The organism is Shinella sp. 838, assembly GCF_029623935.1.
In the GTDB taxonomy this organism is placed as follows: Bacteria; Pseudomonadota; Alphaproteobacteria; order Rhizobiales; family Rhizobiaceae; genus Shinella.
On record NZ_JARSBQ010000055.1, the window covers coordinates 1 to 1,899 of the forward strand.

Below are 1,899 nucleotides of genomic sequence, written 5' to 3' on the forward strand. Positions count from 1 at the left end.
TGACGACTGCGGCCCGGATTTCTGTCTCATCTTCGCTTCCTTTGATAGAGCTACGATGAGCCGAAAATCCTCTCTTCTCAACTAAACCAGTTCTGTCTCAAGGGCGCTGATCCGGGACATGAGCGCCGGAATTGGGCGGATTTCGATCCGAACCTCGCGCGCGCAGTCGCAACCGAGAAACCGATCTGGTGGAGCAACCAAGACATATACAGTTGCCGGTATCAGCAAAGCTATCTCGATTTTCTGGATAGCAGCCCGTTGAAGGGTGGCCTCCTGGTGCCGCTCTCTAGGCGATCTGGCACTATCAGCTGTGTCTCAGTGGAGGCTCACAGTGAAAAACAAGTTGATGATCGGACGACCCACGCAGTTGTGGTGATCGCAAACTCCGGCCTCTTAAAGGCGGAGGCACTTGGTCTTTGTTCAGCGATTTCAACTGATGAAAGCCACGCACTGCGCGAGCTTTCGCCGAAACAAGCAGAAATTCTTAGATGGGCGGCAGAGGGAAAGTCGAACGCCGACATCGCTACCATTATGGACATTTCGGAGCGGATTGTAAAATATCACATGAGTGAAATTCTGCGAAAGCTGGGGGTCGCCACGCGCGCACAGGCAATATCGAAGCTGACGCTACGGCAATAGCCGCTCTTCTCAACTCTGGCCGATTGCAAGATGGTCGCTATTCTTTGATGCCCCGAATAGCCAAGAGGGTTTTACCTGCCTAAAAATTGAGAAAGAGGACACTTAACCAATCTGGGCGCTTCTTTGCGGCTCTCAATCGCCTTTCGCCAAAACTCTGTCAAGCCGCAGCAGTCTGTGTCGGATCCTCATACCCCATTACCCTTGATCGATATCGTACTTCATCCATCTATGCCAGCGATGTCAGCGAGGCGCCCAAAATCGTGGACGGTGATCGTCCGGTTGTTCTCTACATGGATGACCTTTTCCTGACGAAGCTTTGTCATTTGGCGGCTGACGGTCTCGATGGTGAGGCCAAGGAAGTCGCCGATATCCTGCCGGGTGAGGGGAAGTTCGAAATGCAAAACCTCCGACTTGTCTGGGGCAATATGGGTGGCGATCAGGTGCAGCAAGGTCGCTACCTTCTCGCGCGCCGTCTTGCGACCTAGCGTCAGCATCCAGTCACGGGCGTCGTCGAGTTCGTTTAGCGCTTGCTTGTGGAGCCGGTGGCCAAAATTGGAGATATTGTTGACGAACTGTTCGAGCGCAGCCTTGGGCAAGGCGCAGACTTCGATATTGGTCGCCGCTTCAGCCGAAAACTCACTTTCGATGGAGAAGGGGCGGCCGATAAAGTCGGGGGCGAATTGAAGGCCGACTATCTGTTGGCGGCCATCTGGCATTATCTTGGTGAGTTTCACCACGCCCTTGAGAATATTGGCATAGGAGTGGACAGGTTCGCCCTGGCCATGCAGTTCGCCACCGGGCTGGACCACTTTGCGGGAGGTCTGGCGACTGAATTCTGTCAACTGTTCAGGCGTCAGTGCACCGCAGACACCACCAAGCCGTGCGCCGCAGTCGCGGCAGAAGTCGGGGATTTCCGAGTTGTAAATATCTTTGCGCACTGCATCCATGATACACTCTATTGCCTTCGACCAGAGTATTCGCTCGAGGTGCTTATAAGAATTCGTCACTAATCAAAAAGCGCATTCTGTGATGATTTTGCAATCCTCAGTTCTTGGGGGCTGCGTGTTTTTTTTGATCAAAATCAAGACGCACGTCGCCGCTCTCACATAGTTTTTTGTGACAGGAGTACGGCATGCCCTAACCCGAATAATTCACGAGGGGTTGGCGGATATGGTTCAAACCGTTGAAATGACGTAGGATTTGGTTGCTTACGCCGATCCGTGCCGTTTCCGGAGACCACACCCGCCATGAATGATCCTA

2 protein-coding genes are annotated in these 1,899 nt (G+C 53.1%); one reads left to right on the forward strand and one right to left on the reverse strand.

From position 1 onward, the window contains the following. Window positions 1–66 precede the first annotated feature (66 nt). Complete coding sequence (locus P9A16_RS35505) at window positions 67–639, forward strand: helix-turn-helix transcriptional regulator (protein ID WP_082343019.1); 573 nt, start codon at window positions 67–69, stop codon at window positions 637–639. A gap of 218 nt (window positions 640–857) precedes the next feature. On the opposite strand, the gene P9A16_RS35510 is transcribed toward P9A16_RS35505, so the two are convergent. Next, a complete protein-coding gene (locus P9A16_RS35510) occupies window positions 858–1,586 on the reverse strand; it encodes a Crp/Fnr family transcriptional regulator (protein ID WP_050747146.1) in 729 nt (242 codons plus the stop codon). Window positions 1,587–1,899 lie beyond the last annotated feature (313 nt).

Coding starts and splice junctions, on each gene's coding strand:
- P9A16_RS35510 (WP_050747146.1), bottom strand. CDS start 1,586: ATGGATGCAGTGCGCAAAGATATTTACAACTCGGAAATCCCCGACTTC.